Source organism: Burkholderia sp. BCC1638, assembly GCF_902833195.1.
GTDB lineage: Bacteria > Pseudomonadota > Gammaproteobacteria > Burkholderiales > Burkholderiaceae > Burkholderia > Burkholderia diffusa.
The window spans coordinates 119833-144179 of sequence record NZ_CADFEC010000013.1 but is presented as its reverse complement, the minus strand read 5'-3'; the positions used below and the strand labels follow the sequence as shown (position 1 = coordinate 144179).

Annotated in this window: 19 protein-coding genes and 2 riboswitches; of the genes, 8 read left to right on the top strand and 11 right to left on the bottom strand. The window is 69.9% G+C overall.

All coding sequences use genetic code 11. The features are described 5' to 3' along the window. Positions 1 to 119 precede the first annotated feature (119 nt). The 3 genes from eat to eutC all read left to right on the top strand — a co-directional run bounded on the left by eat (position 120) and on the right by eutC (position 3824). A complete protein-coding gene (eat, locus tag HWX22_RS17540; protein ID WP_059816432.1) occupies positions 120 to 1532 on the top strand; it encodes an ethanolamine permease in 1413 nt (470 codons plus the stop codon). Positions 1533 to 1638: 106 nt separating this feature from the next. Continuing rightward, positions 1639 to 3036 carry an ethanolamine ammonia-lyase subunit EutB gene (locus HWX22_RS17535; protein ID WP_059816435.1) on the top strand — a complete coding sequence of 466 codons (1398 nt, stop codon included), beginning with the start codon at positions 1639 to 1641 and terminating at the stop codon, positions 3034 to 3036. After that, the gene (gene eutC, locus HWX22_RS17530; protein WP_059531149.1) at positions 3033 to 3824 is read left to right on the top strand and encodes an ethanolamine ammonia-lyase subunit EutC; all 792 of its coding nucleotides are present in this window, start codon (positions 3033 to 3035) and stop codon (positions 3822 to 3824) included. The genes HWX22_RS17535 and eutC overlap by 4 nt, the downstream gene beginning before the upstream one ends. Before the next feature lie 13 nt (positions 3825 to 3837). Here eutC and HWX22_RS17525 read toward each other — a convergent pair whose 3' ends face one another. After that, positions 3838 to 4722, bottom strand: coding sequence for a LysR family transcriptional regulator (locus HWX22_RS17525; protein WP_175916110.1), 885 nt, complete (start codon positions 4720 to 4722; stop codon positions 3838 to 3840). 142 nt (positions 4723 to 4864) lie between these two features. Here HWX22_RS17525 and HWX22_RS17520 point away from each other — a divergent pair, with 142 nt between their 5' ends. Then, a complete protein-coding gene (locus tag HWX22_RS17520) occupies positions 4865 to 6469 on the top strand; it encodes an MFS transporter (RefSeq protein ID WP_175916109.1) in 1605 nt (534 codons plus the stop codon). A 224-nt stretch (positions 6470 to 6693) separates the two neighbouring features. Here HWX22_RS17520 and HWX22_RS17515 read toward each other — a convergent pair whose 3' ends face one another. Continuing rightward, positions 6694 to 7122 (bottom strand): pyridoxamine 5'-phosphate oxidase family protein, encoded by a 429-nt coding sequence (locus tag HWX22_RS17515; protein ID WP_175916108.1) that lies wholly within the window; start codon positions 7120 to 7122, stop codon positions 6694 to 6696. A gap of 317 nt (positions 7123 to 7439) precedes the next feature. Here HWX22_RS17515 and HWX22_RS17510 point away from each other — a divergent pair, with 317 nt between their 5' ends. The 3 genes from HWX22_RS17510 to HWX22_RS17500 all read left to right on the top strand — a co-directional run bounded on the left by HWX22_RS17510 (position 7440) and on the right by HWX22_RS17500 (position 10964). Beyond that, positions 7440 to 8966: an aldehyde dehydrogenase family protein gene (locus HWX22_RS17510; RefSeq protein ID WP_059531136.1), complete on the top strand. Its 1527-nt coding sequence runs from the start codon at positions 7440 to 7442 to the stop codon at positions 8964 to 8966. A 235-nt stretch (positions 8967 to 9201) separates the two neighbouring features. Continuing rightward, on the top strand, positions 9202 to 9744 hold the full coding sequence (locus HWX22_RS17505) for a hypothetical protein (RefSeq protein ID WP_175907777.1): 543 nt from the start codon (positions 9202 to 9204) through the stop codon (positions 9742 to 9744). A gap of 185 nt (positions 9745 to 9929) precedes the next feature. Beyond that, positions 9930 to 10964, top strand: a complete 1035-nt coding sequence (locus tag HWX22_RS17500; RefSeq protein WP_059531131.1) for a helix-turn-helix domain-containing protein — start codon at positions 9930 to 9932, stop codon at positions 10962 to 10964. 60 nt (positions 10965 to 11024) lie between these two features. Here HWX22_RS17500 and HWX22_RS17495 read toward each other — a convergent pair whose 3' ends face one another. From HWX22_RS17495 to HWX22_RS17455, 9 genes are all read right to left on the bottom strand, one after another. Further along, entirely contained in the window at positions 11025 to 12119 is a 1095-nt protein-coding gene (locus tag HWX22_RS17495) for an ADP-heptose--LPS heptosyltransferase (RefSeq protein ID WP_175907775.1), read from the bottom strand. Next, positions 12116 to 13819 (bottom strand): thiamine pyrophosphate-binding protein, encoded by a 1704-nt coding sequence (locus tag HWX22_RS17490; RefSeq protein WP_175907773.1) that lies wholly within the window; start codon positions 13817 to 13819, stop codon positions 12116 to 12118. The genes HWX22_RS17495 and HWX22_RS17490 overlap by 4 nt, the downstream gene beginning before the upstream one ends. Before the next feature lie 138 nt (positions 13820 to 13957). After that, the gene (locus HWX22_RS17485; protein WP_175907771.1) at positions 13958 to 15346 is read right to left on the bottom strand and encodes an L-serine ammonia-lyase; all 1389 of its coding nucleotides are present in this window, start codon (positions 15344 to 15346) and stop codon (positions 13958 to 13960) included. Between the two features lie 30 nt (positions 15347 to 15376). Beyond that, on the bottom strand, positions 15377 to 16513 hold the full coding sequence (locus HWX22_RS17480) for an alginate lyase family protein (RefSeq protein WP_175907769.1): 1137 nt from the start codon (positions 16511 to 16513) through the stop codon (positions 15377 to 15379). 151 nt (positions 16514 to 16664) lie between these two features. After that, positions 16665 to 19592, bottom strand: a complete 2928-nt coding sequence (gene gcvP / locus HWX22_RS17475; protein ID WP_059531117.1) for an aminomethyl-transferring glycine dehydrogenase — start codon at positions 19590 to 19592, stop codon at positions 16665 to 16667. A gap of 61 nt (positions 19593 to 19653) precedes the next feature. Next, the gene (gene gcvH / locus HWX22_RS17470; protein WP_057926424.1) at positions 19654 to 20034 is read right to left on the bottom strand and encodes a glycine cleavage system protein GcvH; all 381 of its coding nucleotides are present in this window, start codon (positions 20032 to 20034) and stop codon (positions 19654 to 19656) included. A gap of 127 nt (positions 20035 to 20161) precedes the next feature. Continuing rightward, a complete protein-coding gene (gene gcvT / locus HWX22_RS17465; RefSeq protein WP_175907767.1) occupies positions 20162 to 21280 on the bottom strand; it encodes a glycine cleavage system aminomethyltransferase GcvT in 1119 nt (372 codons plus the stop codon). An 84-nt stretch (positions 21281 to 21364) separates the two neighbouring features. Continuing rightward, positions 21365 to 21498, bottom strand: a riboswitch (glycine riboswitch). 31 nt (positions 21499 to 21529) lie between these two features. After that, positions 21530 to 21635, bottom strand: a riboswitch (glycine riboswitch). Positions 21636 to 21758: 123 nt separating this feature from the next. Further along, a complete protein-coding gene (locus HWX22_RS17460) occupies positions 21759 to 22127 on the bottom strand; it encodes a hypothetical protein (protein WP_059531112.1) in 369 nt (122 codons plus the stop codon). A 199-nt stretch (positions 22128 to 22326) separates the two neighbouring features. Then, complete coding sequence (locus HWX22_RS17455; protein ID WP_175916107.1) at positions 22327 to 23379, bottom strand: oxidoreductase; 1053 nt, start codon at positions 23377 to 23379, stop codon at positions 22327 to 22329. Positions 23380 to 23624: 245 nt separating this feature from the next. Between HWX22_RS17455 and HWX22_RS17450 the strand changes: the two genes are divergently transcribed. Beyond that, positions 23625 to 24332, top strand: a complete 708-nt coding sequence (locus HWX22_RS17450; RefSeq protein WP_175907764.1) for an SGNH/GDSL hydrolase family protein — start codon at positions 23625 to 23627, stop codon at positions 24330 to 24332. Positions 24333 to 24347 lie beyond the last annotated feature (15 nt).

Genomic DNA, 24347 nt, shown 5'->3' with positions numbered 1-24347 from the left:
GTCAGCGAAACGTCAGCCGTCATCTTTGCCGAATTTCGATAACACGTCGTTTAATGACTCTCTAGCATCGATTCTCAGTCGCGCGGGCCTGGCAGGCCGGCGCCTTTCAGGAGAATCCGATGAAAGCAGAGTCGAATGGCCGGCCCGTCGCCGGCGCCAAGTCGTCCGGCCAGCCCGCGCTGCAGCAGACGCTCGGGACCTGGCAACTGTGGGGCATCGCGGTCGGCCTCGTGATTTCAGGCGAATATTTCGGCTGGAGCTACGGCTGGGCGAGTGCGGGCACGCTGGGTTTCGTCGTCACCGCGCTGTTCGTCGCGGCGATGTACACCACCTTCATCTTCAGTTTCACCGAGCTGACGACGTCGATCCCGCACGCGGGCGGCCCGTTCGCGTATGCGCGCCGTGCGTTCGGCCCGGCGGGCGGCTATCTCGCCGGCGCGGCGACGCTCGTCGAATTCGTGTTCGCGCCCCCCGCAATCGCGCTCGCGATCGGCGCGTACCTGCACGTGCAGTTTCCGGGGCTCGAACCGAAACATGCGGCGATGGGCGCGTATCTCGTGTTCATGGCGCTGAACATCGTCGGCGTGCAGATCGCCGCGACGTTCGAGCTGGTCGTCACGCTGTTCGCGATCTTCGAGCTGCTGGTGTTCATGGGCGTCGTGTCGCCGGGCTTCGCGTGGAGCAACTTCATGAAGGGCGGCTGGTCGGGCGCCGATCATTTCAGCGTCGGCGCATTCCACGGCATGTTCGCGGCGATCCCGTTCGCGATCTGGTTCTTCCTCGCGATCGAAGGCGTCGCGATGGCCGCCGAGGAGGCGAAGAACCCGAAGCGCTCGATCCCGATCGCCTACGTGGCCGGCATCCTGACGCTCGTCGCGCTGGCCATCGGCGTGATGGTGTTCGCCGGCGGCGCGGGCGACTGGACCAAGCTCGCGAACATCAACGACCCGCTGCCGCAGGCGATGAAGTACATCGTCGGCGCGAACAGCGGCTGGATGCACATGCTTGTGTGGCTCGGGCTGTTCGGGCTCGTCGCGTCGTTCCACGGGATCATCCTCGGCTATTCGCGCCAGATCTTCGCGCTGGCCCGCGAAGGCTACCTGCCGGAATGGCTCGGCAAGGTGCATCCGCGCTTCAAGACCCCGCATCGCGCGATTCTCGCGGGCGGCGTGGTCGGCATCGCGGCGATCTACAGCGACGAGCTGATCCAGTTCGGCGGCCAGACGCTCACCGCCAACATCGTGACGATGTCGGTGTTCGGTGCGATCGTGATGTATATCGTAAGCATGGCGTCGCTGTTCAAGCTGCGCCGTTCGCAGCCGAACATGGCGCGGCCGTTCCGCGCGCCGCTGTACCCGTTCTTCCCGGCATTCGCGATCGTTGCGGCCCTGATTTGCCTTGCGACGATGGTGTACTTCAACGGGCTGGTGGCGATGGTGTTCGTCGCGTTCCTCGCGCTCGGCTACGCGTACTTCCTTGCGACCCGTTCGCAGCGCGCGAGCGCGCCGGCCGACGTGCTGCTGGAGGAATGACGATGACGAACCCGAATGGCCGCTGGTGACGGCATCCGGCGCGCCCCGTCGAACGGGCGCGCCGTCGGCGTTTCGCAAGGCAAGGACTGGCAAGGAGATTCGAACGATGTCCTACACGGAGACGATCGGCCCGCGTACGTACCGCTTCGCGGACCTGAAGACGCTGCTCGCGAAAGCGAGCCCGCTGCGCTCCGGCGACCAGCTCGCCGGCGTCGCGGCGGCGAGCGAGGAGGAGCGCGTCGCCGCGAAGATCGCGCTCGCGGGCGTGCCGCTGAAGGCGTTCCTGAACGAGGCGGTGATTCCGTACGAACACGACGAGGTCACGCGCCTGATCCTCGACGATCACGACGCGGCCGCGTTCGCGGAAATCTCGCACCTCACCGTCGGCGACTTCCGCAACTGGCTGCTGTCGCCCGCGGCCGACGGCGCCGCGCTCGAACGGATCGCGCCGGGCCTCACGCCCGAGATGGTCGCGGCCGTGTCGAAGCTGATGCGCAACCAGGACCTGATCGCGGCCGCGCGCAAGCGCCGCGTCGTCACGCGCTTTCGCAACACGGTCGGGCTGCCGGGCCGGATGTCGGTGCGGCTGCAGCCGAACCATCCGACCGACGACGTGAAGGGCATCGCCGCGTCGATGCTCGACGGGCTGATGTACGGCTGCGGCGACGCGATGATCGGCATCAACCCGGCGACCGACAGTCTCGCGGCGATCGTGAAGCTGCTCGCGATGATCGACGGGTTCCGCGAGCGCTACGGCGTGCCGACGCAGTCGTGCGTGCTCACCCACGTGACCAACACGATCGCGGCGATCGAGAAGGGTGCGCCGGTCGACCTGGTGTTCCAGTCGATCGCGGGCACCGAGAAGGCGAACGCGAGCTTCGGGATCTCGCTCGCGCTGCTCGGCGAGGCGCACGAGGCTGCGTTGTCGCTCGGGCGCGGCACCGTCGGCAACAACCTGATGTATTTCGAGACGGGCCAGGGCAGCGCGCTGTCGGCGAACGCGCATTTCGGCGTCGACCAGCAGACCTGCGAGGTGCGCGCGTATGCGGTCGCGCGCAAGTTCGATCCGTTCCTCGTGAACACGGTGGTCGGCTTCATCGGGCCGGAATACCTGTACGACGGCAAGCAGATCATTCGGGCGGGGCTCGAGGATCACTTCTGCGGCAAGCTGCTCGGCGTGCCGATGGGCTGCGACATCTGCTACACGAATCACGCGGAAGCCGACCAGGACGACATGGACACGCTGCTGACGCTGCTGGGCGCCGCCGGCATCAACTTCATCATGGGGATTCCGGGCGCGGACGACGTGATGCTGAACTACCAGAGCACGTCGTTTCATGACCAGCTCTACGTGCGCGAGGTGCTCGGCCTGCGCCGCGCGCCCGAGTTCGAGGAATGGCTGGAGACGATGGAGATCGCCGACGCGCACGGCGCGCTGCGCGCCGCGAACGCGCGCGTGCCGCTGCTCGCGGGCGCGAACGACTGGATGGGGATTTCGGCATGAGCGACGCCGTCGAAAAGAATCCGTGGGCGCAGCTGAAGTCGTTCACGAACGCGCGGATCGCGCTCGGCCGCGCGGGCAGCAGCCTGCCGACCGCGCCGCTGCTCGCGTTCAACCTGTCGCACGCGCAGGCGCGCGACGCCGTGCACCAGCCGCTCGACGCGGACGCGCTGCGTCGCGAGATCGACGCGGCCGGCTTCGCGACGCTCGGCGTGCAGAGCGCGGCGCCCGATCGCCAGCATTACCTGCGCCGGCCCGATCTTGGCCGCAAGCTGTCCGACGACGGCCGCGCGCTGCTGGCCGGCTACGGCGCGGCGCTCGACGATGCGCCGGACGTCGTGTTCGTGGTGGGCGACGGGCTGTCGGCCTTCGCGGCCGCGAAGCAGGCGCTGCCGTTGCTGCAGGCGATGCGGCCGCGGCTCGACGCGGACGGCTGGCGGGTCGGCCCGGTGGTGGTCGCGACGCAGGCGCGCGTCGCGCTCGGCGACGAGATCGGCGAGCTGCTGCGCGCGCAGGTCGTCGCGATGCTGATCGGCGAACGGCCGGGGCTCAGTTCGCCGGACAGCCTCGGCGTGTACCTGACCTGGGCGCCGAAGGTCGGCTGCCACGACGCGCTGCGCAACTGCATCTCGAACGTGCGCCCCGAAGGGCTGCCGCATGCCGCCGCCGCGCACAAGCTGCATTACCTGATGACGCATGCGCGCAGGCTCAAGCTGACGGGCGTCGGCCTGAAGGACGACAGCGACGCGTTGTTGCCGCAGGCGGAAGCGGAGCGGATCGGCGCGGTGTGACGGGGCGCCCCGTCTACTTGAACAACCGCTCGCACAGGAAATCGACGAACACGCGCAGCTTCGGCGACAACTGCCGGCTCGACGGCCACACGATCGAGAACTGCCCCGGCGCGATCCGGTAGTCGTCGAGCACGGTGACGAGCGCGCCGGTGTCCAGCGCGTCGCGCGCGAGGAAGTCGGGCATGTAGCCGATGCCGAGCCCCGCCATCACCGCGCCGCGCAGCGCTTCCATGTTGTTGCAGGTCATCGCGGTGCGCAGCTTCAGCGGCGTGCCGTCGTCGGCGGAGAGCGCCCAGTCCTGCAGCTTGCCGGTGGTCGGGAAACAGTAGCGCACGCAATCGTGCGTTTCGAGATCGTGCGGCGCCCGCGGCGTGCCGGCCCGCGCGAGATACGCGGGCGTCGCGCACAGCACGAACGCGAACGGGCCGAGCCGCCGCGACATCAGGCTCGAATCCGACAGCGGGCCGCTGCGGATCACCGCGTCGAAGCCGCCTTCGACGACGTCTACCATCCGGTCGTTGAAATCCAGGTCGAGCTCGACGTCCGGATAGCGCTGCCTGAATTCGGGCAGCACCGGCAGCAGGAACCGGTAGCCGATCACCGGCAGGCTCACGCGCAGCTTGCCGCGCGGGCGCTGCGCGGAGGCCGTCACGGTCGCCTCCGCATCACGAAAATCCTCGAGGATCCGCTGGCAGCGTTCGTAGAAATGGCGTCCTTCGTCGGTCAGCGTGACGCGCCGCGTCGTGCGGTTGAACAGGCGCACGCCGAGCGACTGCTCAAGCCGCGCGATCGTCTTGCCGACGGCGGAGGCCGAGATGCCGAGCGCGCGGCCGGCCGCGACGAAGCTGAGCGCTTCGGCGGTGCGGACGAAGGCGGCGATGCCGTTCAGGTTTTCCATCGATGTAGGCGGGCGCGAAGCGGTGAATTGAAGAATTTTAGTCCGCTATATGCGGAGCTTCACGTTGTTTTTCGACAATTGAATCGAAATTATCCTTGATTGCGCTTGAGGCGCATCCGCGCCGGCTTTTCGAGGAGCGATGATGGATCACCCGTTTTCAGCCGCTACAGCCACGTCGGCGCGCCGGCGCGCGTGGGTGCTGGCCGCCGTCTGCATGGCGGCGGTCGCGCTGCCGCTGTCGTTTTCGGGCGGCGCGGTCGCGACACCCGCGATCGGCCGCGACCTGCACGGTGGCACGGTCGCGATGAACTGGATCACCAACGCGTTCATGCTCGCGTTCGGCAGTTTCCTGATGGCGGCGGGCGCGCTGGCCGACCAGTTCGGCCGCAAGCGCGTGTTCGCGATCGGCGTCGGCGGCTTCACGCTGATGTCGGTGGCGCTCGCGTTCGCGCCGTCGATGCTTGCGGTCGACCTGCTGCGCGCCGCGCAGGGGCTCGCGGCGGCCGCAGCGCTCGCGGGCGGCACGGCCGCGCTCGCGCAGGAATTCGACGGCGCGGCACGCACGCGCGCGTTCAGCCTGCTCGGCACGACGTTCGGGATCGGGCTCGCGTTCGGGCCCGTGCTCGCCGGCGGCCTGATCGCGCACTTCGGCTGGCGCGCGATCTTCGTCACGGGCGCGGTGGCAGGCGCGTTGTCGCTCGCGTTCGGGTTGCCGCGCATGCACGAGTCGCGCGATCCGCACGCGACCGGGCTCGACTGGCCCGGCACGGCCGCGTTCACCGCCGCGCTCACGCTGTTCACGTTCGGCGTGATCGAGGCGCCCGCGCGCGGCTGGACACATCCGCTCGTCGTCGCGCTGCTGGCGGCCGCGGCGCTGGGCGCGTGCGCGTTCGTCGCGATCGAGACGCGCGTCGCGCGGCCGATGCTCGACCTGTCGCTGTTCCGGATTCCGCGCTTCGTCGGCGTGCAGGTGCTGCCGGTGTCGACCTGCTGCTGCTATATCGTGCTGCTCGTCGTGCTGCCGTTGCGCTTCATCGGCATCGACGGCTTCAGCGAAATCGATACGGGCTGGCTGATGCTCGCGATCTCCGCGCCGATGCTCGTCGTGCCGCTCGTCGCGGCGACGCTCACGCGCTGGCTGTCCGCTGGCGTGATCTCGGGTCTCGGGCTCCTGCTCGCGGCGGCGGGCCTCGTATGGCTGGACGTCGCGCTGCGCGGCGGCGCGGGGCCGGCGGCGATCGCGCCGATGCTCGCGATCGGCGTCGGGGCCGGCATGCCGTGGGGGCTGATGGACGGGCTGTCGGTCAGCGTCGTGCCGAAGGAGCGCGCGGGGATGGCGACCGGAATTTTCAGCACGACGCGCGTGGCGGGCGAGGGGATCGCGCTCGCGATCGCCGGCGCGGTGCTGGCGACGCTCGCGCACGCCGATTTGCGGCAGGCGGCGGGCGCGTCCGACGCGGCGTTGCGCGCGGCCGCGCGGCTCGCCACCGGCGATCTCGCCGGCGCGGCGGCCGTGTTGCCGGGCGTCGGGCGTACGGCGCTGCTCGCGAGCTATACGCACGCGTTCGACCGGCTGCTGATCGGGCTCGCGGTCGTCACGGTGCTGTGTGCGGTGGTGGTGTTCGCGTTTCTCGGTGCCCGGCCCGGGGTGACGGAAGCACGCGCCGACGACGGTGAACATGCGCATCCCGACGCGCCGGCGCGCGGCCGAACCGAACCGGCTTGCGCGGAGGCAAGCGGGCGGTGAGCGGGGCGTCGCCGGGCGCGCGCGGGTCGACGATCGCGGGCAGCGTGTCCGTGCATGTTGCGGTCACGCGGATCCGTGAACCGACGATCGGCCCCGCGCGCGAATGAGCGTGGAGCGTTGCATCGCCCACCGGGCACGCGTCCATCACGCTTGCACAAGCATCCGCAGCACCGCACCTGGCACTGCATGCCCGCCTCGTGCCGACGACGAAATGGCGCCGCGCATCATGCCAGCACGAGCGGCGGCAATCCCGCATCGGCCCGTGCATGCGCGCTTTCCACCTCGACGACCAGATAGCGCAGCGCATCGGGCCACAGGTGTGCGCGACTGCCGGCATCTTCATCGATCGCCGCGCGCCCTTGCACGAGCCACGTCGTCTGCCGGACGAAATCGACGAACAGCAGCGCGATCGCCGGATTCACGAGCAGGTTGCCGATCGTGTTGAACAGGTTGTTGCCCGCGAAATCGGGCAGCACGAGCGTACGGCGATCGGGCAGGTCGACGAGCGGGGCGAAAGAGCCGTCCGCGCGCGGCTGCCGGCCGCGATACGAGCAGTCGCCGTCGCCCGCCGCGTTCGCGGTCGCGACGATCAGGAAAGCCTGTTCGTGGATGAACGCGACGGCATCGTCGCCGAGGGGGCGCGGGTCGTTCATGGTTCGGTCGGCGCGTGGCCGGTGCGTGCGGATCCGCGTTCCGCACGCAAGCGACATGCCACGCTGCGCGCGGGGCGCGCGGCGACGCGTGCGCGTGCGCGCTGTGGAAAATCAGAACACCCGCCGCGCCGCCTGTGCCGTCGCGGTGTTCAGATTCGGCACACTCGTTTTCCGTGCGCCGGCACCGCCCGCGGCGGGCGGCCGGACGCACCGCTCCTGTTCCGTGTTCGGCCGGTTTGGCACGCATGTTGCGTAAACCGTGCAGCGCGATCCAACCGGCGCTGCATTCACACAAGCACGATGAACAGGAGACATGTATGAACCCGTTTGACCTGAAACAACTGGGCCTCGACGTCGAATATCCGTATCGTCAGCAGTACGACAACTACATCGGCGGCAAGTGGGTTGCGCCGGTGAAGGGCGAGTATTTCGAGAACGTGTCGCCGATCAACGGCAAGCCGTTCTGCCGCGTGCCGCGCTCCGGCGCCGACGACATCGAGGTCGCGCTCGATGCCGCGCACGCCGCGCGCCGCAAGTGGGGCAAGACGTCGGTCGCCGAGCGCGCGAACCTGCTGCTCGCCGCCGCCGACCGGATGGAAAAGAACCTGAAGCTGCTCGCGGTGGCCGAGACGATCGACAACGGCAAGCCGCTGCGCGAGACGATGGCGGCCGACCTGCCGCTCGCGATCGACCACTTCCGCTATTTCGCGGGCTGCATCCGCGCGCAGGAAGGCGGCATTTCCGAGATCGACGACAACACCGTCGCGTACCACTTCCACGAGCCGCTCGGCGTCGTCGGCCAGATCATCCCGTGGAACTTTCCGCTGCTGATGGCCGCATGGAAGCTCGCGCCGGCGCTTGCGGCCGGCTGCTGCGTCGTGATGAAGCCGGCCGAGCAGACGCCCGCGTCGGTGCTGGTGCTGATGGAGCTGATCGGCGACCTGTTCCCGGCCGGCACGATCAACATCGTCAACGGCTTCGGCAAGGAAGCGGGCGAGGCGCTCGCGACCAGCAAGCGCATCGCGAAGATCGCGTTCACCGGCTCGACGCCGGTCGGCAAGCACATCCTGCGCACCGCGGCCGAGAGCCTGATCCCGTCGACGGTCGAACTGGGCGGCAAGAGCCCGAACATCTTCTTCGCCGACGTGCTCGACCAGGACGACGCGTTCCTCGACAAGGCGCTCGAAGGGCTTGCGATGTTCGCGCTGAACCAGGGCGAGGTGTGCACGTGCCCGTCGCGGATCTTGATCCAGGAATCGATCTACGAACGCTTCATCGAGAAGGCCGTCGCGCGCGTCGAGCGCATCAAGGCCGGCCACCCGCTCGACCTGCAGACGATGATCGGCGCGCAGGCGTCGCAGCAGCAGCTCGACAAAATCCTGTCGTACATCGACATCGGCCGCGACGAAGGCGCGCAATGCCTGACCGGCGGCGAGCGCACGGCACCGGCCGCCGACCTCGGCACGGGCTACTACGTGAAGCCGACGATGCTGCTCGGCAACAACAAGATGCGCGTGTTCCAGGAAGAGATCTTCGGGCCGGTCGCGTCGGTGATGACGTTCAAGGACGAGCAGGAAGCGATCGAACTCGCGAACGATACGTTCTACGGGCTCGGCGCGGGCGTGTGGACGCGCAACGGCACGCGCGCGTACCGCATGGGCCGCGAGATCGAGGCCGGCCGCGTGTGGACCAACTGCTACCACCTGTACCCCGCGCATGCGGCGTTCGGCGGCTACAAGCAGTCGGGTATCGGCCGCGAGACGCACAAGATGGCGCTGTCGAACTATCAGCAGACGAAGTGCCTGCTGGTCAGCTACCAGGCCGAGGCGCTCGGGTTCTTCTGATCGCCGGCGCAGGGAGGCGAAGTGCGGGCCGGGCGGCGGCGCAACGCTGCCCGGTGCCGGACGGCGGCGTGTCCGACAGCGGATCGCCGTGCAACGTTCGACGGTCGGGCGATCGTCCGGCACTTCGCCGTTTTCGCCTTTCGTCATTCGATACGCGGCGTCGGCTGCGCGGCACCGGCCGTCGCGCGTTCGCGCCTGCATCGCGCATCCATCGATGGCCCCGACGGAAACCAGCATGGCAGAACCGCCCCGATCCTATCCGCGTCACCCGGTGTTCCACGCGGGCGAGCTCGACGCGCAGCACCGGTTCGGCGTGGCCGACGAAGCCGAGCGGATGAGCGACGTCGTCACGACGCGGCTGAGCATCGGCGTGCGCCAGTTCGTCGAATCGCAGCCGTTCATGTTCGTCGGCACGACATGCGGCGGCCCGGCGCACGTGACCTGCGACATCGTGCAGGGCATGCGCGACGCGAACGGCGACCTGTGGCCGGTCGTGCGCGTGATCGACACGAAGACGCTGCGCTTCGCGCTGCCGACGCACGGCGACGGCGACCGGATCGATGCGCGCGCGTGCGACGGCAGCGGCATCGGGCTGTTGTTCATCGATTTCGTGCGCGGCATCCGCTATCGGATCAACGGCCGCGCGACGTTGCGCGCCGATCTGCCGGCGGCGGATGCCGCGCCCTGGCCGGCCGGCAGCCCGATCGTCGAGCTGGCGGTCGCGCAGGCGTACGGCAATTGCGGCACGCGGGTCGTGCGGTTGCGGCCGGGCGCGTAGCGCGTCGCCGGGCTGCGCGCGGCGCGCATGCCGCACCCGCGCGGTGCGTGGCGTGCCGCCTCCGGGTGCGCCCTCATGGCGCGCGGCGGCCGCACGGCGTGCAATGACGGGCTTGTCGCCGGACCGCGCGGTTCGGCACGGGACTTGCGTGTTGGACGCAGTTCCGGGCAGGTGAGGAGAACACGATGGGTCAACGAGTGGAGTGCATGGCCGAGCCGACGGCCGAGGACACGCGGTGCAGCGCGCAGGGTGACGACGCGCTCGCCGGCCAGGCCGTGGTCAGCGTCGCGCACGACGCCGACGAGCAGGCGCGCAACCTGATCGGCTGGCGGCAGACTTACGACCAGCTCGCGGCCGGCCGCTTCGTCGGCACGCTGACCGAGCTGCCGCTCGACACGATGAAGCTGTTTCGCGAATCGACCAGCCACCTGCTGCGCCAGGCATGCGAGGTGCGCGGCGACGCGTACTGGTTCGGCATCCCGCTGGTCAGCGACGGCACCGCGCGCGTCGATGCGTGCCGCATCGGGCCCGGTGCGCTCGCGTTCCGGCCCGGCAACGTCGAATTCGAATTGCTGACGCCCGCGCAGTTCTCGATCTACGGGGTGGTCGTGCGCGGCGACGTGCTGCGCCGCTACGCGGAGGAAGTCGAACACCGCGCGCTCGACGAACGGCTGTTCACGCAGCGCGTGATCCAGGTCGGCGATACGCGGCTCGCGCGCCTGTGCGCGCTGCTCGGCCGCCGGCTCGACGGCGCGGCGGCCGTGGGCGGGCCGCTGCCCGACGCGCAGCGCGACGACCTGCAGGCCGAGGTGCTGGCCGCGCTGTTCGATGCGTGCGCGCAGCCCGCGGACGATGGCGTCGGCGGCGCACCGTCGACACGGCGCTGGATCGTCGAGCAGGCGCGCGAGTACGTGCTCGCGCACCGCACGCGCCCGGTCGGCGTGCCCGAGCTGTGCGAGCAACTGCACGTGAGCCGGCGCACGCTGCAGTACTGCTTCCAGGACGTGCTCGGCATGGCGCCCGCGACCTACCTGCGCACGCTGCGGCTGAACGGCGCGCGGCGCGACCTGTGCGGGCGAGCGGCCGGCTCGGTGCAGGACGTCGCGGAGGCGTGGGGCTTCTGGCACTTGAGCCAGTTCGCGACCGACTATCGGCGGCTGTTCGGCAAGCGGCCGTCGGAGACGCTGCGCGAGCGCGCGGTGACGGTGGCGGCCGGATGAGCCGGGCGACGGCGCATGGCTGCCGCTGCACGCCCGATTTTTCGGGCGATTTTCGTTTTTCTATCCGGACGTAGCCGCCGCGTCGCGCGGCGCAGGCCACGGCACGGCATCCCAGTCGATCGCCCGGTATGCGGCTTCGACCGCCGCGAGATCGTCCGGTCGCTCGCTGCGATGCAGCCCGTGCAATTCGACCGGCACGTCGAGCGCGACCGGCACGCAGCGTGGATAGTCGCGCACGCGCAGCGCCGGCCCGATCGTCGTGAAACAGCCGAGCGTCGGCACGTCGAAGCCGTCGGCGAGATGCAGCGCGGACGTATCGGGCGCGAACAGCACGCTCGCCCCCTTGACCCAGGCAATGAAGCGAGCGGTGTCGGCCGCGTCGCGGCTCACGTCGACGTAGGCGGGATGCGCGACCGGGCCGAAGCCGACCACCGGCAGCCCGTAACGCTGCGCGAGTCGCTCGACGAACGTCGCGTGCAGCGCAGGCGGCACGCTGCGCACCGCGGTGCTGGCGGTCGGGCAGAACAGCACGTATGGCCGCCGCCATTCGGCCGGCAGCGCGGGCAGCCGCAGCCGCGCGAGCCAGCGGTTGCGCTTCGCGGCGGGCGGCACCGTGGCCGGATCGGCGCCGAGCGCGTCCAGGAAGAAGTCGATCATCGGCTGCCGTGCGAACGCGGGCCAATACAGGTGATTGCCGAGATCGACGCACGGCGCGTGCGCGGGCAGCGCATCGGCGGCGCACGGCAGCGCGCGCGACGGCGCGACGACGTCGGCCGCGAGCGCATACAACGCGTCGACGTAGCGCGGCGCGCGGGCCGGTCGGAACAGCGTGAAGCGCAGGCCGGGATGCATCGCGCGCAGCGCGGCGAGCGCGGTCAGCCCGATCACCGAGTCGCCGAGCGTGACGCCCATTCCGTTGATCACGTGCACGTCCGTCGTGCGGTCGTAGTCGAGCCGGAACGGCTGGTGCGCGGCGTGCAGCAGGCCGAGCGCCGGGGCGGCCGGCACGTGATCCTCCGCGGGGCCGCCGCCGTGCTCGAGGTCGTACGGCGCGACGAGCATGCCGTCGGGTGCGAGCAGCGTGCCGGGGTGGGTGAGCGCGTCGTCGCGCGACAGCGCGAGGCCGGCCGCTGCGGTGCGCCGTTCCACGGTCATGCGCCGCGCGCGCGGCGGCCCTGTTCGCGGATCTGCTCGAGCGTCGCGGCCGGCGTGCTGGCGTCCTGCGGGATGCGGATCTCGATCAGCGCCGGCAGCCCGCAGGTCAGTGCGCGCTCCAGCGCGGGCGCGAAGTCGGCGGTGCGCTCGACCGTCTCGCCATGCGCGCCGAACGCGCGCGCATACGCGGCGAAATCGGGATTCGTGAGCCCAGTGCCGTGCACGCGGCCCGGATAGTTGCGCTCCTGATGCATGCGGATCGTGCCGAAATGCCCGTTGTTGACGACGATTGCGACGATGTTCAGCCCGTACTGCATCGCGGTCGCGAGTTCGTTGCCGGCCATCATGAAGCAGCCGTCGCCGGCGAGCGCGACGACGGCGCGCGACGGATACAGCGACTTCGCGGCGAGCGCGGCGGGCAGTCCGTAGCCCATCGCGCCGCTGGTCGGCGCGAGCTGCGAGCGGAAGTGCCGGTACGCGAAGTGGCGATGCAGCCAGATCGCATAGTTGCCGGCGCCGTTGGTCAGGATCGCGTCGTGCGGCAGGCGCTCGCGCAGCTGCACCATCACGTCGCCGAGCTGGACGTCGCCGGGCATCGGCAGCGGCGCATGCCATTCGCGGTATGCACGGTGCGCGTCGGCGGCCGTGCCGGCCCACGCGGGGTGCGCCGGCGGTTCGAGCGCGGCGAGCGGCGCCGCGATCTCCGGCATCCCCGACACGATCGGCAGATCGGCCGCATACACGCGGCCGAGCTCGTCCGCGCCCTGGTGCACGTGGATCAGCGTCTGGCGCGTCTTCGGGATGTCGAGCAGCGTGTAGCCGCCGGTCGTCGCTTCGCCCAGGCGCGGGCCGAGGACCAGCAACAGGTCGGCGTCGCGGATCCGCTTGCCGAGCGCGGGATTGATCCCGAGACCGACGTCGCCCGCGTAGTTCGGGTGCGCGTTGTCGAAGGTGTCCTGGAAGCGGAATGCGCATGCGACCGGCAGTTGCCAGCGCTCGACGAAGGTGCGCAGGTTCGCGCATGCGTCGGGCGTCCAGCCGCTGCCGCCGACGATCGCGAACGGCCGCTCGGCGCGCGCGAGCCGTTCGCGCAGCTCGTCGACCTGCGCGGCCGACGGCGACGCCGCGACCCGCTTCGCGGCCGGCACGACGGGCTGCGGCGCGCAGGCTTCGGACAGCACGTCCTCGGGCAGCGCGAGCACGACCGGTCCGGGCCGGCCGGATGTCGCGACGTGAAATGCGTGGCTCAGGTATTCGGGAATGCGGCGCGGGTCGTCGATCTGCGCGACCCATTTCGCCATCTGGCCGAACATCCGGCGGTAGTCGATTTCCTGGAAGGCTTCGCGGTCGAGGTGCTCGCGCGCGCACTGGCCGACGAACAGGATCATCGGCGTCGAGTCCTGGAACGCGGTGTGCACGCCGATCGACGCGTGGGTCGCGCCGGGTCCGCGCGTGACGAACGCGATGCCGGGATGGCCGGTCAGCTTGCCGACCGCCTCCGCCATGTTCGCGGCGGCCGCCTCGTGGCGACAGACGACCGTCTGGATGCGCGCGGTGTCGTCCGCCAGCGCATCGAGTACGGCGAGGAAGCTCTCGCCCGGCACGCAGAACACGCGTTCGACGTGATTGGCGAGCAACGCATCGACGAGCAGTCGCGCGCCGGAAGTGGCGCGCGGCTCGAGATCCTTGGAATGCGACATGGGCTGCCGTCTCCCTGGGTAGCGGGAGCTACAGCTTACGCCTGTCGGCGGGGCGCCGGTGCGCCGGCCGGCGAAAAGTGTCGGAACGAGCGGGGCGGTGGCGCGCCTCGGCGCGTGCGCCCGCCCGCCGTCACCGCATCAGCACTCGACGATATTCACCGCCAGGCCGCCGCGCGACGTTTCCTTGTACTTCGTCTTCATGTCGGCGCCCGTTTCGCGCATCGTCTTGATCACCGAGTCGAGCGACACGTAATGCGAGCCGTCGCCGCGCAGCGCCATGCGCGCCGCGTTGACGGCCTTCACCGATGCCATCGCGTTGCGCTCGATGCAAGGGATCTGCACCATCCCGCCGACGGGGTCGCAGGTGAGGCCGAGGTTGTGCTCCATCCCGATCTCGGCCGCGTTCTCGACCTGCTGCGGCGTGCCGCCGAGCACGGCCGCGAGCGCGCCGGCCGCCATCGAGCACGCGACGCCCACTTCGCCCTGGCAGCCGACTTCCGCACCGGAGATCGACGCGTTGAGCTTGTACAGAATGCCGATCGCGGCGGCCGTCAGCAGGAAGTCGATCACGCCCTGCTCGTTCGCGCCCGGCGTGAAGCGCGTGTAGTAGTGCAGCACGGCGGGGATGATGCCGGCCGCGCCGTTGGTCGGCGCGGTGACGACGCGGCCGCCGGCCGCGTTTTCCTCGTTGACCGCGATCGCGTACAGGTTGATCCAGTCGATCATCGACAGCGGATCCTGCAGCGCACGCTCCGGGCTGCCCGTCAGCGTGCGGTACAGCTGCGGCGCGCGGCGCTTGACCTGGAACGGGCCGGGCAGGTTGCCGTCGGCTTCCGGGTTGCCGATCCCGCAGCCGCGCGACACGCACGACTGCATCACGGCCCAGATCTTCAGCAGCCCGTCGCGCGTCTCTTCCTCGGTGTGCCACGCGCGCTCGTTTTCCCACATCAGCTGCGCGATCGACTTGCCGGTCGACTCGGCCAGCGCGAGCAGCTCGGCGCCGGTGCGGAACGGATGCGTCATCTGCTCGGCCGCGCTCAGCACCTTCGTGTTCGGCGCGCCGGCCGTCACGACGAAGCCACCGCCGACCGACAGGTAAGTGCGCTCGACCAGCACCGCGCCGTTCGCGTCGGACGCGCGCAGCTTCATGCCGTTCGGGTGCTCGGGCAGCGCTTGGCGGTAGAACGCGATGTTCTCCTTCAGCACGAACGGCACCGGATGCGTGCCGAGCAGCGCGAGCTTCTTCGACTTGCGGACGTCCTCCAGACGCGCGTCGATCGTGTCGGGATCGACGGTGTCGGGCGCGTCGCCGAGCAGGCCGAGAATCACGCCGCGATCGGTGCCGTGGCCCTTGCCGGTGGCGCCGAGCGAGCCGTATAGCTCGACCTTCACGTTGGCTGTCGCGTCGAGCAGCCCGTCGCGCTCGAGGCCCTGGACGAACATCAGCGCCGCGCGCATCGGTCCGACCGTATGCGAACTGGACGGGCCGATGCCGATCTTGAAGAGGTCAAACACGCTGACTGCCATTTCGATTCCTGCCTTGCTTTGAGAATAGTGCTAACGCGCCTGCAATGGCAGGCACGCGGCGAGCCATGCGGGCGGATTGGGGGAAAGCTGCCGCGCGACGCGGGCATAACGCCCGTCGAGCCGCGCGGCCAGATGAAAGAGTTCAGTGGCGTTTTTCGGGTCCCACTGCCCCGTGTAGCCCGGCAAGCCGGCTTCGCGGCGCTTCGCGTCGAACGGCACCGGCGAATTCACGAATTCCTCGTGCGTCTTTTCGCCGAGCGCGTACGGCACGAGCCAGTCGAGCGCGGCCGCGAGCGTCGCGCCGTTCGCGCCGCGCTCGCGCAGCCAGTTGCGGTTGAAGCGGCGCGCGGCGAGCGCGGCCGTCACCAGCGGCTGAAGGTCGTACACCGCGTAGTGCAGCGCGTCGCGTTCCTCGAAATCCCAGGTCTTGCCGTCCGGGCCGATGTTGTCGGCGAGATGCTCGACGAACAGCCGCTGCGCGGCGTTCATCATCTTGCGGTCGCCGAGCGTGAACGCGGACAGCGCGACCAGCTTGATCCGGTGGCTTTGCCAGTTGTTGCGCCAGGTGCCGGCGAGCGGGCGCTTCTGCGCGTCGATCTGCGCGACGTAACCGGCGCCCAGCTTCGCGATGAACGCCGCCGTCGCGTTGCGCGTCTTGACCGGCAGCGCGCTCGCCGTCATGTCGTACGCGACGATCAGGCTGTCGAAGCGCGTCTCGTCGATCGGGTTGAAGCTCGGCTGGTAGGTCGACACCCACGCGGACAGGAAGCGGTCGACGAGCTGCAGGTAACGCGGCGCATTGGTCACGCGCCACGCGAGCGCGGCGTCGCGCATCAGCTCCATGTCCTTGAGCGCGTCGGCGCTCTGGTCGTAGATGCCTTCGTGCGGCAGCGTGCCTTCGGTGTGCACGCGCGCCAACGCCTTCGGCTGCTCGCCGATACGCGCGTCGACGCTGCGGATCAGCGCCTGCACGCCCGGCTCGGCCTGCGTCGTCTCGCTCGCCTGCAACGCGGGCGCCGCGCAGAAATTCATCGCCGCGCGCGCGCTGCCCGCCGTGCCGAGGCCGGCGGCGGCAAACGACAGCGACGCGACGAGCAGCGGCACGAAGCGGCGCGTGCGCGGCCGCTCCTGCGTTGCACCATGGCCCGGAAACATCGGACGCACCATGCGGAACTCCTTGATTGGCTGGATCGCGTGTGATGTTAGCCGGATTGGGGGGCAAGCGTGAATCGATCGGGCCGGCGGCGAATGCAAAAACCGCACGCAACCGGCGGTTGCGTGCGGTGTGGTCACGGCCGGACTCCGGTGCGCGCGGGCGTTATGCGTATTCCGACATCGGCACGCACGAGCAGAACAGGTTGCGGTCGCCGTAGGCGTTGTCCGCACGGCCGACGGGCGGCCAGTACTTGTTCGTGCCGAGCGATGCGACCGGGTACGCGGCCTGCTCGCGCGAGTATGCGTGCGGCCATTCGTTCGCGGTGACGACGGCTGCCGTGTGCGGCGCGTGACGCAGCGGGTTGTCCTCGCGATCGGCGCGGCCTTCCTCGACCGCACGGATCTCGTCGCGGATCGCGATCATCGCGGCGATGAAGCGGTCGAGTTCTTCCTGCGATTCCGATTCGGTCGGCTCGACCATCAGCGTGCCCGGCACCGGGAAGCTCATCGTCGGCGCGTGGAAGCCGTAGTCCATCAGGCGCTTCGCGACGTCGTCGACGCTGATGCCGCTGGTTTCCTTGAGCGGACGCAGGTCGAGAATGCACTCGTGCGCGACCAGCCCGCCCGGGCCCGAATACAGCACCGGGTAGTGCGGCGCGAGGCGCTTCGCGATGTAGTTCGCGTTGAGGATCGCGGTTTCGGTGGCGGCGGTCAGGTTCTTCGCGCCCATCATCGCGATGTACATCCACGAGATCGGCAGGATCGACGCCGAGCCGTACGGTGCGGCCGACACCGCGCCGATGCCGTCTTCCGCGCGCGCGTAGCCGGTCGAACGCTGGTTCGGCAGGAACTTCGCGAGGTGCGCGCCGACCGCGACCGGGCCGACGCCCGGGCCGCCGCCGCCGTGCGGGATGCAGAAGGTCTTGTGCAGGTTCAGGTGCGACACGTCGCCGCCGAACTGGCCCGGCGCGGTCAGGCCGACCATCGCGTTCATGTTCGCGCCGTCGACGTACACCTGGCCGCCGTGCGCGTGCACGATCTCGCAGATTTCGCGGACGTTCTGCTCGAACACGCCGTGCGTCGACGGATACGTGATCATGATCGCCGCGAGGTCGTTCGCGTGCTGCTCGGCCTTCGCCTTCAGGTCGGCGATGTCGACGTTGCCCTGCGCGTCGCAGGCGACGACCACGACCTTCATGCCGGCCATGTGCGCGGACGCCGGGTTCGTGCCGTGCGCGGATGCCGGGATCAGGCACACGTCGCGATGCGCTTCGCCGCGCGACGCGTGATACGCGTGGATGATCAGCAGGCCCGCGTATTCGCCCTGCGAGCCGGCGTTCGGCTGCAGCGACACGGCCGCGTAGCCGGTGGCCGCGACGAGCATCTGCTCGAGCTGGTCGATCATCTCGCGGTAGCCGACGGTCTGCTCGGCCGGCGCGAACGGATGGATCCGGCCGAATTCGGGCCACGTGACCGGCAGCATTTCCGACGTCGCGTTCAGCTTCATCGTGCACGAGCCGAGCGGGATCATCGAGCGGTCGAGCGCGAGATCCTTGTCCGACAGGCTGCGCAGGTAGCGCAGCATTTCGGTTTCGGAATGGTGGCGGTTGAAGACGTGGTGCGTCAGGTAGGCGCTCGTGCGTTCGAGGCCGGCCGGCAGCGCGGCGACGCCGGCGAGGCCCGCGTCCAGCGCGTCGACGCCCGGCGCGGTGCCGCCCGCGGCTTGCGCGAACACGGCGAGGAGATCGGCGAGGTCGTCGCGGGTCGTCGTTTCGTCGACCGACACGCCGACTTGCGTGTCGCTCACGCGGCGCAGGTTGATGCGCTTGGCCTTCGCGAATTCATGGACCTGCGCGGTGCGCGCGCCGGTGTCGATCGTCAGCGTGTCAAAGAACGTGTCGTTGACGGTCGCGAAGCCGAGCTGCTTCACGCCGGCGGCGAACAGCGCCGCGATGCGGTTCACGCGCAGCGCAATCGTCTTCAGGCCGTGCGGGCCGTGGTAGACCGCGTACATGCTCGCCATGATCGCGAGCAGCGCCTGCGCGGTACACACGTTCGACGTCGCCTTCTCGCGGCGGATGTGCTGTTCGCGGGTCTGCAGCGCGAGACGCAGCGCGGGCTTGCCCTGCGCGTCGACGGTCACGCCGACGAGGCGGCCCGGCATCTGGCGCTTGAATTCGTCACGCACGGCCATGTAGGCGGCGTGCGGGCCGCCGAAGCCCATCGGCACGCCGAAGCGCTGCGTGTTGCCGACCGCGACGTCCGCGCCCCATTCGCCGGGCGGCGTCAGCACGGTCAGCGCAAGCAGGTCGGCCGCGACGACGACATGGCCGCCCGCCGCGTGGATCGCTTCGGTGAGCGCGCGGTAGTCGCGCACGTCGCCGTTCACGCCCGGATACTGGAGCAGCACGCCGAACGCGTTGGCCTGCGCGGCGTCGGCCGCCGGGCCCGTCTTGACTTCGATGCCGATCGGCAGCGCGCGCGTGCGGATTACTTCAAGGGTTTGCGGCAGCACGTCGTCGGCGACGTAGAACACGTTCGACGCCGGCTTGCCGGTGCGCTGCAGCAGCGTCATCGCTTCGGCCGCGGCCGTTGCTTCATCGAGCAGCGACGCGTTCGAGATCGCGAGGCCCGTGAGGTCGGCGACCATCTGCTGGAAGTTCAGGAGCGCCTCGAGGCGACCCTGGGAAATTTCGGGCTGGTACGGCGTGTAGGCCGTGTACCACGCCGGGTTTTCGAGCACGTTGCGCAGGATCACGGCCGGCGTGTGCGTGTCGTGGTAACCCTGACCGATATACGAGCGGAACACCTGGTTCTTGTCCGCGAGGGCGCGCAGCGCGGCGAGGGCTTCGGCCTCGCTCTTCGGTTGCGCGAACGGGCCGAGCGGCAGCGTTTCGGCGCGGCGGATCGAGGCCGGGATCACGGCGTCGATCAGGGCGGCGCGCGACGCGAAGCCGAGCGTGTCGAGCATGGCCTGCTGGCTGGCGGCGTCGGGGCCGATGTGGCGTTCTGCGAACGCGTCGTGCGTTTCGAGCGCGGCGAGCGAGAGGGGCGTGCGGTTCATCAGGCGGTCCGGGTGTTCGAGCTTCATGGCGTGACTCTGGTCCCGCGCGGGCCGGCTGGCCGGTCCCGCGCGGTTCGGGTAGGGAAAATTAGTCGATCAGCTTGCTGTAGGCGTCGGCGTCGATCAGCTTGTCGGTCGAGGCGCCGGCCGCGAGCTTGATCTTGAAGAGCCACGTGCCGTATGCGTCGCTGTTCACTTCTTCCGGCGAGTCGGCGGCTTCTTCGTTGATGGCGACGACCTCGCCGGACACCGGCGAGTAGATGTCGGATGCCGCCTTCACCGATTCGACGACGCCGACGGCGTCGCCTGCGTTCACCGACTTGCCGACTTGCGGCAGTTCGAGGAAGACGATGTCGCCGAGCGTGCTCTGCGCGTGATCGGTGATGCCGACCGTCAGCGTGCCGTCGGCTTCGGTGCGGATCCACTCGTGTTCGTCGGTGTACTTCAGATCGGCCGGGACGTTGCTCATCGGATGCTCCTGGATAAAAGGGTGTGTTCGTTATGCTGGCGCGCCGCCGAGGCGCGCCGGGGTGTGGTTGCGCCGGGCGCCATTTCCCGGCTTCCCGGGAGGCGGCCTCCCGGTCGCCTCTCGGTCGTTACGCAGCGAGGACCTTGCCGTTGCGCACGAACGGCAGTTTTACCACGCGCGCGGGAAGTTGCTTGTCACGAATCTGCACATGAATGATGTCGCCGACCTGGACGGCCGCCGGCACGCGCGCGAACGCGATCGATTCCTGCATCGACGGCGAGAACGTGCCGCTCGTGATCTCGCCTTCGCCGTGCGGCGTGACGACCTTCTGGTGCGCGCGCAGCACGCCGCCCGCCTTGCCGTTTTCCTTCTGCAGGATCAGGCCGACGAACGCGGCGCGCGAGCCGTCGCGCTCGAGCGCGGCGCGGCCGACGAACTCGCGCGGCGCCGACAGGTCGACCGTCCACGCGAGGCCCGCGTCGAGCGGGGACACGGTGTCGTCCATGTCCTGGCCATACAGGTTCATGCCGGCCTCGAGGCGCAGCGTGTCGCGCGCGCCGAGCCCGCAGGGGCGCACGCCGTTTTGCTGCAGCGCGGCCCACAGCGCTTCGACGTGCACGGCCGGGACGATCACTTCGAAGCCGTCTTCGCCGGTGTAGCCGGTGCGCGCGACGGTGAGATCGCCGAACGGTGTGCCGGCGACCTGCGCGGCGTTGAACGGCTTCAGTTCGCTGGTCGCGGCACGCGCGGCGGGCACCGTCGTCCAGACCTTTTCACGGGCGTTCGGGCCCTGAACGGCGACGATCGCGAATTCGCGGCGCGGCGCGATGGTGAGGCCGTAGCCGCCTTGTTCGTTGAGCTGGTTGAACCACGCGATGTCCTTCTCGGCCGTGCCGGCGTTGACGACGACGCGGAAGAAGTCTTCGGTGAAGTAATAGACGATCAGGTCGTCGACGACGCCGCCCTGCGGATTGAGCAGGCACGAGTAGAGCGCCTTGCCGGGGGTCTTGAGCTTGCCGACGTTGTTGGCGATCGCGTGTTCGAAGAACGCGCGCACGCGGCTGCCGGTGAAGTCGACGACGCACATGTGCGACACGTCGAACATGCCGGCGTCGGTGCGCACGGCTTCGTGTTCTTCGATCTGCGAGCCGTAGTTGACGGGCATGTCCCAGCCGCCGAAGTCGACCATGCGGGCATTGAGCGCGCGGTGCGCGGCGTTGAGCGGGGTTTGATTCAGTGCAGTCATCGAGGCCTCAGGCAAGGCGCTTGCGCGCGGGTCAGAACGGCCATGTGCCGACCGTCGCGGCCGTGTGCCTGCGAGCGATGCGATACATGCCCCTCTGTCCTCGATACCTGAGAGATTGCGCCGCGGCCACAAGCCGGCGAACGCGCGCCCCTTCGGTGGGCAGCCTGCCCGCGCTGCAATCGCGCAGCGGGCTACTGCCGCTCTCCAGAGTGCGGGGAGTGCGGCCCGCGCGAAGCGCGGACGGGATTCCCCGACGCGGTCGGTCCTTTTGCCTGAGAGTTTGCGGGTGTGCCCCTTCGGCGGCGCGACCGGCGTTGCCAAGCTACGCGGTCACACGCTCTCCCGACGCGTGCGGGCGACTGTACGCGAGCGGGTCGGCATTGTCAATTTGAGCAAAATAATGTCGCTTCGCGACAAGCGACGGCGTGAGGGACGCCGCCGCTTTTGCCGGCACCGGCGGACGCCGGCATGGCCGGTATTACTCGCCGATCGCGCGCGCGGCCGTGTCGAGTTCCTGGTTCAGCACGCGCTGCTCGTCGCCGGACAGGCCGCCGTTGTGCTGGGTCGACATGTCGCTCGCTTCCTGGCGGATCACGTCGAGCCGGTGGTGCAACTGCGCGCCGTACGGCGGCGGGTAGTAGCCGCCGTTGACGCGCGCGTCGATCCGGCGGTGCAGGTTGTCGATCCGGCCCTGGACCTCCAGCAGGCGATCGTTCGCAACGACCTGCGGATTCGGCCGCGGCGGGGGCGGGGGCGCCTGTCGGGCCGGCCGCTGCGGCTGCACGACACAGGCCGCGAGCGAGGAAACCAGGACGCAGCATGCCGCTGCGCGAATCAACCGTTGCATCACATTCTCCTGACGGTTTGGTGTCGGATCGACTTTTTGAGAAACGCATCAGACCGGGCGACCGCTGACTTTCGTTCCCGCACCATTTGTAACGGAATGTTCGGGACCGTGTTGTCGCGGCGGCTGACGCGTGGTCGCTGCCGGGGGCGGCGCGACGCGATGGCCGAGGCCGGGACGGCACCGACCCGGCCGGCGGCCGTCAGACGTTGCGGCGCACGAACGGTACCCGGCGGCCTTCATGCTCGCTTTGCGCGGCGAGCTCGATGATCGTCATCACGTCGACGGCGTCCTGCGGCGTGACCGGGAACGGCGCGCCGTCGTGGACCGACGCGGCGAGCGCACGGTAGAACTCCGCGTACTGGCCGTCGAGCGTCGGCACCGGCCGCTCGACCTCGACTTCGCCGTCGAGCACGCGCAGCACGCCGGGCGGGTTGCCGCCGCCGAACTCGACGTGGTCCGGCGTCAGGCCGGCCTTCAACTGGTCTTCCTGCGTGTCGAGCCCGAACTTCTGGTAGCTGCCGCGCGTGCCGTGCAGCGTGAAGCGCGCGGGCTCGATCGCCGACAGCGCGCTCGCGTGCAGCGCGACGTCCTTGTCCGGATAGCCGAGCAGCAGGTGCACGAAATCGGGCGCCGTGCCGTTGTCGCGGCGCGTCTTGACCGTGGCGTTGACCGTTTCCGGCAGCCCGAACAGCGCGAGCGCCTGGTCGATCAGGTGCGGGCCGAGGTCGAGCAGCAGGCCGCCGCCGCGTGCGGGCTCCTCACGCCAGCGCGTGCGCGGGGTCGGCCGGAAGCGGTCGAAGTGCGACGCGAAATACGTGAGCCGCCCGAGTTCACGGGATTCGACGATGCGCCGCACGGTGAGGAAGTCGCCGTCCCAGCGGCGGTTGTGGAACGGCGCGAACAGGCGGCTGCGCGCGTTCGCGAGCCGCGCGAGCGCGAGCGCTTCGTCGGCCGTGAGCGTGACGGGCTTGTCGACGACGACGTGCCGGCCGGCTTCGAGCACCTGGCGGGCGAGCGTGAAGTGCGTGTCGTTCGGCGTGGCGATCACCACGCAGTCGATGTCGTCGAGGCCGAGCAGCGTGTCGAGATCGGGGACGATGCGTGCGCCCGGGTATGCGGCGCGCGCGCGATCGGGCTGGCCCGTCGCGATCGCGGCGATCTCGGTGCGGCCGCTCGTGGCGATCACGGGCGCGTGGAACGTCGCGCCGGCGAAACCGAAACCCATCAAACCAATCCTGAGCAATGACGACATGGCAATCCTTGGCTGCGTACGAGGGGGCAAAGCGTTGCGGCCACCGGCCGCGCGGACGGCTATTGTGGCACGGCGGCACGCGCGCGAGCGGGCGTTGGCCGAACGGACAGGGAGCCGGTGCGCATGCGCATGAATGACCTCGGCCGAATGGCGGGATCGCGCCCGCCGGCGTGCGAATCCGACACAATGGGGACCGTTCCGGCGCGTCCCGCGTCGCCTGCTTGCCCCGTTACCGGATCGAAACCATGGGATATCCGCTTGCCACCGCCGCCCTGGGCCCGTTGCTGCTGATGCAGGGGCGGCGCGTGCGCCGCGTCACGCCGCGGCTCGCCGAGGCGGCCGGTCCGCGCGACGGCACGGCTGGCGACGGGCCGCCGCTGCGCGTGCTGGTGCTGGGCGATTCGGCCGCCGCGGGCGTCGGTGTCGCGTCGCAGCGCGACGCGCTGTCGGGGCAGCTTGCCCGCGCGCTTGCGGCATCGCACCGCGTAAGCTGGAAATTGCTGGCGCGCACGGGGCTGACCGCCGAGGAGCTCGTCGACTGGCTTGCCGCCGAGCCGGCGCAGCCGTTCGATGTGGCGGTGACGTCGCTCGGCGTGAACGACGTGACGGGCGGCGTGTCGCCGGCGCGCTGGCGTGCCGCGCAGGCGGCGCTCGTCGAGCTGCTCGCCGCGCGATTCGGGGTCGCGCACGTGATCCTGTCGGCAGTGCCGCCGATCGAGCGCTTTCCGGCGCTGCCGCAGCCCCTCGCGTGGTATCTCGGCCTGCGCGCGAAGCGGCTCAACGCGACGCTCGCCGAGTGGGCCGCGACGCACCCGCGCTGCACGTTCCTGCGCGTCGCGCTGCCGCTCGAGCCGCACCTGATGGCGGCGGACGGCTTTCATCCCGGCGCGGCCGCGTGCGCCGCGTGGGCCGCACAGGCCGCCGACGCGCTCAGGCAGCGCCTGCGCGCGTGACGGCGCGCCGGGGCC

Excerpts from the sequence above, each read along its gene's own strand:
- eat (WP_059816432.1), top strand. The coding sequence starts at position 120 with ATGAAAGCAGAGTCGAATGGCCGGCCCGTCGCCGGCGCCAAGTCGTCC.
- HWX22_RS17535 (WP_059816435.1), top strand. The coding sequence starts at position 1,639 with ATGTCCTACACGGAGACGATCGGCCCGCGTACGTACCGCTTCGCGGAC.
- eutC (WP_059531149.1), top strand. The coding sequence starts at position 3,033 with ATGAGCGACGCCGTCGAAAAGAATCCGTGGGCGCAGCTGAAGTCGTTC.
- HWX22_RS17525 (WP_175916110.1), bottom strand. The coding sequence starts at position 4,722 with ATGGAAAACCTGAACGGCATCGCCGCCTTCGTCCGCACCGCCGAAGCG.
- HWX22_RS17520 (WP_175916109.1), top strand. The coding sequence starts at position 4,865 with ATGGATCACCCGTTTTCAGCCGCTACAGCCACGTCGGCGCGCCGGCGC.
- HWX22_RS17515 (WP_175916108.1), bottom strand. The coding sequence starts at position 7,122 with ATGAACGACCCGCGCCCCCTCGGCGACGATGCCGTCGCGTTCATCCAC.
- HWX22_RS17510 (WP_059531136.1), top strand. The coding sequence starts at position 7,440 with ATGAACCCGTTTGACCTGAAACAACTGGGCCTCGACGTCGAATATCCG.
- HWX22_RS17505 (WP_175907777.1), top strand. The coding sequence starts at position 9,202 with ATGGCAGAACCGCCCCGATCCTATCCGCGTCACCCGGTGTTCCACGCG.
- HWX22_RS17500 (WP_059531131.1), top strand. The coding sequence starts at position 9,930 with ATGGGTCAACGAGTGGAGTGCATGGCCGAGCCGACGGCCGAGGACACG.
- HWX22_RS17495 (WP_175907775.1), bottom strand. The coding sequence starts at position 12,119 with ATGACCGTGGAACGGCGCACCGCAGCGGCCGGCCTCGCGCTGTCGCGC.
- HWX22_RS17490 (WP_175907773.1), bottom strand. The coding sequence starts at position 13,819 with ATGTCGCATTCCAAGGATCTCGAGCCGCGCGCCACTTCCGGCGCGCGA.
- HWX22_RS17485 (WP_175907771.1), bottom strand. The coding sequence starts at position 15,346 with ATGGCAGTCAGCGTGTTTGACCTCTTCAAGATCGGCATCGGCCCGTCC.
- HWX22_RS17480 (WP_175907769.1), bottom strand. The coding sequence starts at position 16,513 with ATGGTGCGTCCGATGTTTCCGGGCCATGGTGCAACGCAGGAGCGGCCG.
- gcvP (WP_059531117.1), bottom strand. The coding sequence starts at position 19,592 with ATGAAGCTCGAACACCCGGACCGCCTGATGAACCGCACGCCCCTCTCG.
- gcvH (WP_057926424.1), bottom strand. The coding sequence starts at position 20,034 with ATGAGCAACGTCCCGGCCGATCTGAAGTACACCGACGAACACGAGTGG.
- gcvT (WP_175907767.1), bottom strand. The coding sequence starts at position 21,280 with ATGACTGCACTGAATCAAACCCCGCTCAACGCCGCGCACCGCGCGCTC.
- HWX22_RS17460 (WP_059531112.1), bottom strand. The coding sequence starts at position 22,127 with ATGCAACGGTTGATTCGCGCAGCGGCATGCTGCGTCCTGGTTTCCTCG.
- HWX22_RS17455 (WP_175916107.1), bottom strand. The coding sequence starts at position 23,379 with ATGTCGTCATTGCTCAGGATTGGTTTGATGGGTTTCGGTTTCGCCGGC.
- HWX22_RS17450 (WP_175907764.1), top strand. The coding sequence starts at position 23,625 with ATGGGATATCCGCTTGCCACCGCCGCCCTGGGCCCGTTGCTGCTGATG.